Source organism: Proteus sp. G3927 (genome assembly GCF_963894685.1).
GTDB classification, from domain to species: Bacteria; Pseudomonadota; Gammaproteobacteria; order Enterobacterales; family Enterobacteriaceae; genus Proteus; species Proteus mirabilis.
This window is the reverse complement of the sequence record NZ_CAWQGX010000023.1, coordinates 20703-27500: the sequence shown is the minus strand read 5'-3', so window position 1 is coordinate 27500 and position 6798 is coordinate 20703. Positions and strand designations below refer to the sequence as shown.

9 protein-coding genes (1 of these 9 cut by a window edge) are annotated in these 6798 nt (G+C 40.7%); 3 read left to right on the top strand and 6 right to left on the bottom strand.

Features of this window, described 5'->3' with window-relative positions:
- Positions 1-184 carry the 3' end of a bifunctional phosphoribosylaminoimidazolecarboxamide formyltransferase/IMP cyclohydrolase gene (gene purH / locus AACV00_RS07445; protein ID WP_113977086.1) on the top strand. It extends 1406 nt beyond the left edge of the window, so only the last 184 of its 1590 coding nucleotides appear in the window; its start codon lies off the left edge, out of view; it ends in the stop codon at positions 182-184.
- 12 nt (positions 185-196) lie between these two features.
- On the top strand, positions 197-1486 hold the full coding sequence (purD, locus tag AACV00_RS07440; RefSeq protein ID WP_113977087.1) for a phosphoribosylamine--glycine ligase: 1290 nt from the start codon (positions 197-199) through the stop codon (positions 1484-1486).
- Between the two features lie 23 nt (positions 1487-1509).
- Here purD and AACV00_RS07435 read toward each other — a convergent pair whose 3' ends face one another.
- The 6 genes from AACV00_RS07435 to nudC all read right to left on the bottom strand — a co-directional run bounded on the left by AACV00_RS07435 (position 1510) and on the right by nudC (position 5953).
- On the bottom strand, positions 1510-2202 hold the full coding sequence (locus AACV00_RS07435) for a DUF1481 domain-containing protein (protein ID WP_004246923.1): 693 nt from the start codon (positions 2200-2202) through the stop codon (positions 1510-1512).
- Positions 2203-2216: 14 nt separating this feature from the next.
- Positions 2217-2489, bottom strand: a complete 273-nt coding sequence (locus tag AACV00_RS07430; protein WP_004246922.1) for an HU family DNA-binding protein — start codon at positions 2487-2489, stop codon at positions 2217-2219.
- Positions 2490-2679: 190 nt separating this feature from the next.
- Positions 2680-3270: a YjaG family protein gene (locus tag AACV00_RS07425; RefSeq protein WP_004246921.1), complete on the bottom strand. Its 591-nt coding sequence runs from the start codon at positions 3268-3270 to the stop codon at positions 2680-2682.
- 74 nt (positions 3271-3344) lie between these two features.
- Positions 3345-4013: a deoxyribonuclease V gene (gene nfi / locus AACV00_RS07420; RefSeq protein WP_036907196.1), complete on the bottom strand. Its 669-nt coding sequence runs from the start codon at positions 4011-4013 to the stop codon at positions 3345-3347.
- Positions 4006-5079 carry a uroporphyrinogen decarboxylase gene (hemE, locus tag AACV00_RS07415; protein WP_004249140.1) on the bottom strand — a complete coding sequence of 358 codons (1074 nt, stop codon included), beginning with the start codon at positions 5077-5079 and terminating at the stop codon, positions 4006-4008. Before hemE ends, nfi begins: the two co-directional genes overlap by 8 nt.
- An 88-nt stretch (positions 5080-5167) precedes the next feature.
- On the bottom strand, positions 5168-5953 hold the full coding sequence (nudC, locus tag AACV00_RS07410) for an NAD(+) diphosphatase (RefSeq protein ID WP_004246918.1): 786 nt from the start codon (positions 5951-5953) through the stop codon (positions 5168-5170).
- A gap of 146 nt (positions 5954-6099) precedes the next feature.
- Between nudC and AACV00_RS07405 the strand changes: the two genes are divergently transcribed.
- The gene (locus AACV00_RS07405) at positions 6100-6780 is read left to right on the top strand and encodes an HAD family hydrolase (RefSeq protein ID WP_104459786.1); all 681 of its coding nucleotides are present in this window, start codon (positions 6100-6102) and stop codon (positions 6778-6780) included.
- Positions 6781-6798: the final 18 nt, after the last annotated feature.

Sequence of the window (6798 nt, the reverse complement as noted above, 5' to 3'; positions counted from 1 at the left end):
AGGTTGCGCCATGGCATCTGATGCATTCTTTCCCTTTAGAGATGGTATTGATGCGGCAGCTATGGCCGGTGTAACTTGTGTTATTCAGCCAGGTGGTTCTATTCGTGATGATGAAGTAATTGCTGCAGCTAATGAACACAATATCGCGATGATTTTTACTAACATGCGTCATTTCCGCCATTAATAAGGGATTGCTATGAAAATTTTAATCATTGGTAATGGTGGTCGTGAACATGCACTAGCTTGGAAAGCAGCGCAATCGCCTTTAGCAACCCAAGTGTTTGTTGCCCCCGGTAATGCAGGAACAGCATTAGAACATGGCGTACAAAACGTCGATATTAGTGCCACTGATATTGCCGCATTAGTTGCATTTGCCCAACAAAATCACATTGATTTAACCATTGTGGGGCCTGAGGCACCATTGGTAATTGGTGTAGTAGATGCGTTCAAACAAGCGGGACTGATGATTTTTGGCCCCACCAAAGGTGCGGCACAACTAGAAGGTTCGAAAGCATTTACAAAAGATTTTTTAGCCCGCCATCATATCCCAACAGCAGCTTATCAAAACTTTACTGAAATAGCGCCTGCACTTGAATATCTCCATAAAGTGGGCACACCTATTGTGATTAAAGCGGATGGCCTAGCTGCGGGTAAAGGTGTCATTGTTGCCATGACACATACCGAAGCAGAAAATGCGATAAAAGATATGTTAGCAGGTAATGCTTTTGGTGATGCAGGACACCGTATTGTTATTGAAGAATTTCTTGATGGAGAAGAAGCCAGTTTTATTGTTATGGTGGATGGTGAAAATGTACTTCCAATGGCAACAAGTCAAGATCATAAGCGCGTCGGTGATGGTGACTCAGGCCCAAACACCGGCGGAATGGGGGCTTATTCTCCTGCACCGGTTGTTACTCCTGAAATCCACCAGCAAGTCATGGATAACATCATTTATCCAACTGTCAAAGGCATGGCTGCCGAAGGACATCGCTATCAAGGTTTTCTTTATGCAGGCTTAATGATTGATAAGCAAGGTATTGCCAAAGTCATTGAGTTTAACTGCCGTTTTGGCGATCCGGAAACGCAACCTATTATGATGCGCATGCAATCAGACTTAGTTGATCTCTGTTTAGCGGGTGCAAAAGGCGAACTAGCCGGTAAAGACTCCATTTGGGATCCCCGCCCCGCTTTAGGTGTTGTAATGGCCGCCGGTGGCTATCCTGATAACTACCGCCAAAATGATATTATTGAGGGACTAACAGCAACATCTTCTTCAACAGCTAAGGTATTTCAAGCAGGAACAAAATTAACGGCTCAAGGTGAAGTTGTTACAGCAGGAGGCCGAGTATTATGTGCAACTGCTTTAGGGGAAGATATCGAACAAGCTCAAAATAATGCCTATGCTTTAGCCAAAAGTATTCACTGGTATGGCTGTTTCTATCGCCATGATATCGGCTATCGTGCCATTGCGCGTTTAAAAAAGTAAGTTAAAACAGCAAAAGGGAGTGATCACAAACTCTCTTTTGTTGGTTCCCATTTACAAAAATCGTGTTCTGCAACCATTAACAACTGGTTACCTTCGGGGGAATCCAGCCAAGCAACATAAGCGGGACGAGTTAGATGCTGTGTTCTACGTTTTAGCCAACGTTGTTCTGGTGCTTCAAATGATACATTCACTTTTTCACCCGCACATGTTGTCAATGTATCTTGATACCAGGTTCCTTGAACTAACTTTACCTGACCTATTGCCAATGCCTTACTGATCTCTCGTTCTCGACTGGCTGCAAATACCATTTTTAAACGTTCATCTTCTGTTAATGGGCGCTTTTGTCCTTGATACTCTTGTTGCATAAAGATAACTTCGCCACGTTTATTTAAACGTAAATGCCAAGAGGAAGGATGGGAGGGATTAACGATTTCACTGCGAATTTGCCATAATCTATTTTGGCGGTACTCATAAAAAGTGACAACAGTTTCAGGCTTTTGATAAAAGCTATAGACACTCATAATCACTTGAGGCTCTGATGTTTTGTTATTTAAACGCCAAAGCCGCACAACCCCTTCATCTGCAATATAGCCCGTTGCAGAAAATTCGGGTAGTTGTGGAGAAGAAGAGCAGGCGCTGAGCAAAAAAGAGAACCCTATTGCTAACAGCCCCTGTCGTCTCAACAAAAGGGGAGCAACTCCCCCTCTATTGTTCATTCCGTTCAAAGGAATTATTTTACTGCGTCTTTCAGTGCTTTACCGGCAGTAAATGCAGGAACGTTAGCTGCTGCAATTTTAATTTCTTTGCCAGTTTGAGGGTTACGACCAGTACGCTCTGCACGGTGATTCACTTTGAATGTACCGAAACCAACTAACTGGACAGAATCACCTTCTTTCAGAGCACCTGTTACTGAGTCGATAAACGCTTCAATAGCAGCTTTTGCCTGAGTTTTTGTCAGATCCGCTTTTTCAGCAACTGATTCGGTTAATTCAGCTTTGTTCATAAAATAGTCCTTAAAGTATGTTTTATCGTTTGAAAAACATCTGGTGAAAAAACTTAATTCATCTTTTTTAGAGAGTCAGTTAAGCAAAACACCTGAGCCACTTCTTTTCGTACCCAATGTAGAACATACACGGGGGTAATGTGAAGTCTTTAAACGTCGCTTTTCAAGCACTAAATCACGTTTTTCTGATTTAGTGCGTTAATTCTATACCGATATTGCTCATTCCAGATTCGCGCAGGTCTGTACGCAGACCTTTTATTAGTTCAATATCTCTTTCTTCGCACTCAACAAGTAGGCGATAAATTTCCCATTGAATATCGAACTCTTCAGTGACCGCAGCAAGAGATTTTAATTCTTCTTCAGACATTTCTCTTTCTGCTTGTGTCATTTCAAGTGTAGCAACAGTTCCAACCGAAATTTTGCTCACTTCAATAGCATGACTGAGTGACTCACCACTTAAACGAGAATGAATAAGCTCACTCAGTGCCACACAGGCGTCGATTGCAGGATAGACACCATAAATATCAAACTGTGATGCATCAGGAATAGCTTCTTCTAATTTCTCTAATTGAGAATCAAAATTCACCTTCGCATCTTTTACCGTTAAAGTTTCCCAAACTAGATCGAGAATACGACGATACAGGGTTGGATCAGTAAATCCTGTTTCGCGACAAAATACCTGATAATTTGGATACATTCTCTCACACAGGCACGCCATAAACGTTAAGTGTTGCCAACTTTCAAGCTTTTCTAAACGTAAATGGATCGGGTTCTTCAACATTAGTGATTACTCATTTTCTTAACTTAGCCGCAGTTTACCTGAAAATTGAAAATATCCACATATTTACCGCCGATTTAGAGCTTATTCTTATTCAATTGCTCAAATAATCGCCTATTTGAGGCAATACCATCGGCCCAACGAGTCGGTTCAGGTAATCGATATCCATTTATACAGCGTTTTACCCACGCTAATGCACTCTCCATACTCACTTTATAGCCTGGAGAAATATATAAAGGTTTACATCTTTTTTTACTACGATAAATCCAACCTAACTGCTCATCCTTATCCATTAATTTTTCCGTACTTCCTACATCGTCGTCTAATTTTTTATCATCACCACATAAACGACTTTTTGCCACACCGATGGTTGGAATATCGGCTAAGAGCCCAAAATGACTTGCCACCCCTAACCGTCTAGGATGTGCGATCCCTTGACCATCAACAAAAACAAGTTGCGGTTTTTGCTTAATGCCCTGCCAAGCTTCTAATAACGCGGGACACTCACGGAATGAAAGGAGTCCGGGAATATAAGGTAGTAATGTTGCAATACGGGCTATTTGATATTCAACAATTTCAAAGGAGGGATAATGCATAACAACAATAGCGGCACGAGTGACCGCACCGCTATTTTCAAATCCGACATCAGCACCTGCAATATAAGTTGGTGCCATAAATTGGTCGGTTAAGATAATCTGTTGAGCTTTCTCTGTCTGCTCTTGACGTAATTGCTGAGTATTAATCATTATCCTGATGATAAGGCTTCGATAGACGGTGAACCGCATCAATAAATGCTCCAGCATGCGCTGGTGGAACATCTTGATGAATACCGTGCCCAAGATTAAAGACATGACCAGTACCTTTGCCAAAGCCAGCTAAAATCGTAGCGACTTCTTGTTCTATTCTTGCTGGTGGCGCATACAACATAGAAGGATCCATATTACCTTGTAAGGCAACCTTATCACCGACTCGACGGCGAGCATCTTCGATATCAATCGTCCAATCAAGTCCTAATGCATCACAACCTGTGGCTGCCATCGCTTCTAACCAACGCCCACCACCTTTAGTAAATAAGGTGACCGGAACTTTTCTGCCCTCATTCTCACGAATAAGACCATCAACAATCTTATGCATGTATTGTAATGAGAACAATTGATAATCGCGTCCTGTTAGCACACCTCCCCATGTATCGAAGATCATGATGGATTGTGCCCCTGCTTTAATCTGAGCATTCAAATAAAGGATAACGCTATCCGCCAGTTTATCCAGTAATAGATGCAGAGCTTGTGGCTCGCTATACATCATTTTTTTAATTTTTGTGAACGCCTTACTACTTCCACCTTCAATCATATAAGTAGCTAGTGTCCATGGACTACCTGAAAAACCAATTAATGGCACATTACCTTGCAATGCATGACGAATAGCACGTACCGCATTCATGACATAACCTAGTTCATCTTCCGGATCAGGAATAGGTAATTTTTTTATATCATCAAGGCTATTTATCGGTGTTTTAAAACGAGGACCTTCCCCTGTTTCAAAATACAGACCTAATCCCATCGCATCAGGGATAGTTAAAATATCAGAAAATAGGATAGCGGCATCTAAAGGAAAACGTCTTAAAGGCTGTAAGGTAACTTCGCATGCCAATTCGGTATTTTTGCACAATGAGATGAAGTCTCCCGCCTGTGCTCGTGTTTCCTTGTATTCAGGAAGGTATCTGCCTGCCTGACGCATCATCCAAACAGGGGTGACATCAACAGGTTGGCGCAACAGCGCACGTAAATAGCGGTCGTTTTTCAACTCACTCATGTCTAACTCCATTAATAGTAATAGGGCCGCAAAATAGCGTGTAGTGTAACATGTTGGAAAAATAACAGTTGGCAGACAACACCTTTATTTAGCTATTTTCTTCATCTTGTCTAATATTCGCTATCGTATCTTCTATTAAACGTCGCGCAATAGTATCAGAAGGTGGTATTTGTGGTAACTCATCATAGCGATACCATGCTGCACTGATTAATTCCGAAGGATCATGTCGTAATTCTCCCCCTGCATAATCGGCAAGAAAACCCATCATAAGAGAATGAGGGAAAGGCCATGGTTGTGAAGAAACATAACGAATATTGCGAATATGAATATGACTTTCTTCAAAAACTTCGCGAGCTACCGCATCTTCTAAGCTTTCCCCTACTTCAACAAAACCAGCTAAAACGGTGTAGAGTGGTGAATGTTTATGCCTAACGTGGTGTGCTAATAGAATTTTATCTTTATTACGAATACCAACAATAATACAAGGTGCTATTTGTGGGTAATAACGCTCATGACAGTTATCACATAAACATGCCCATTCACTCTCACTATGGCGCATTTTAGCCCCACAATAGCCACAAAACCGATGAGAACGATAAAATTCAGCAAGTTGAACACCACGACCGACTAATTTAAATAACTTTTCATCTTGAGATGCGATAAGCCTTGGTGAACACATATCGCTTTCCATTTTGTCATAAATCAGCCAGACATTTTCTCCTTGCCATTCCCCAACAATTTTGGCTTGTTTACCCACAAGTCCCCAATCTGTTGCTAAACCAAATGGAAGTTCACCTTTGGGTAACCAAACTCGGCCGCCTAGGCTGACTGTCCACCAGCCTTTTTCACCACCTGTTAGCGTATATAAATGCATAGTAATAATTCTATCTTAGTTAATGATATACAATAGAGGATACTCTCTTTCACAAGAGCCGCTCAATGAATTATGTCGCCACGCCAAAATTCATCTATACTCCATGGTAAAAATATAAATTATATTTATAAATAAGGTTCACTCGAATGACAAATATAACGAAACATAAGATCGCTATTTTTGATTTAGATGAAACACTGTTAGCCGGAGATTCTAGCTGTTTATGGACAAATTACTTGCGGGAGAAAAAGAGAGTCACTGATCCTGCTTTTTTAGCTTTAGATAAACAAATGATCGCTGACTATTACGCAGAAAGGCTCAATATAAATAAGTACTTACACCAACATTTATCTTATTTTAATCAGTATGGCATCGAAGAAATAAATCAATGGGTTACTGATTTTACTCATACCATAATCAAGCCATTGCTCTATCCCCAAGGCATTAATACCATAAACCTATACCGACAACAAAATATCCCCGTTATCATTATCTCTGCAACTATGTCTTTTCTGGTACATGCGATTGCAAAACAACTTAATGCAGATATTTCTATGGGCATTGATATGCAGATAAAAAATAATCATTATACAGGCCATATTGAGGGTATTCCTACCTTTAGAGAGGGTAAAGTCACTCGACTCAATCAGTGGAAAGAACAAAACAACATTAATAATTCTTATATTTATTTCTATACTGACTCAGCCAACGATCTCCCTTTATGCTATCAAGCAAATGAGGTTATCACCATTAACGCCGATGAAAGATTAAGCCAAATAGCAACAGAAAAAGAATGGCAACAGTGCTACTGGCAGTTAAATAAATAATCATTATCGGGCTTGTAG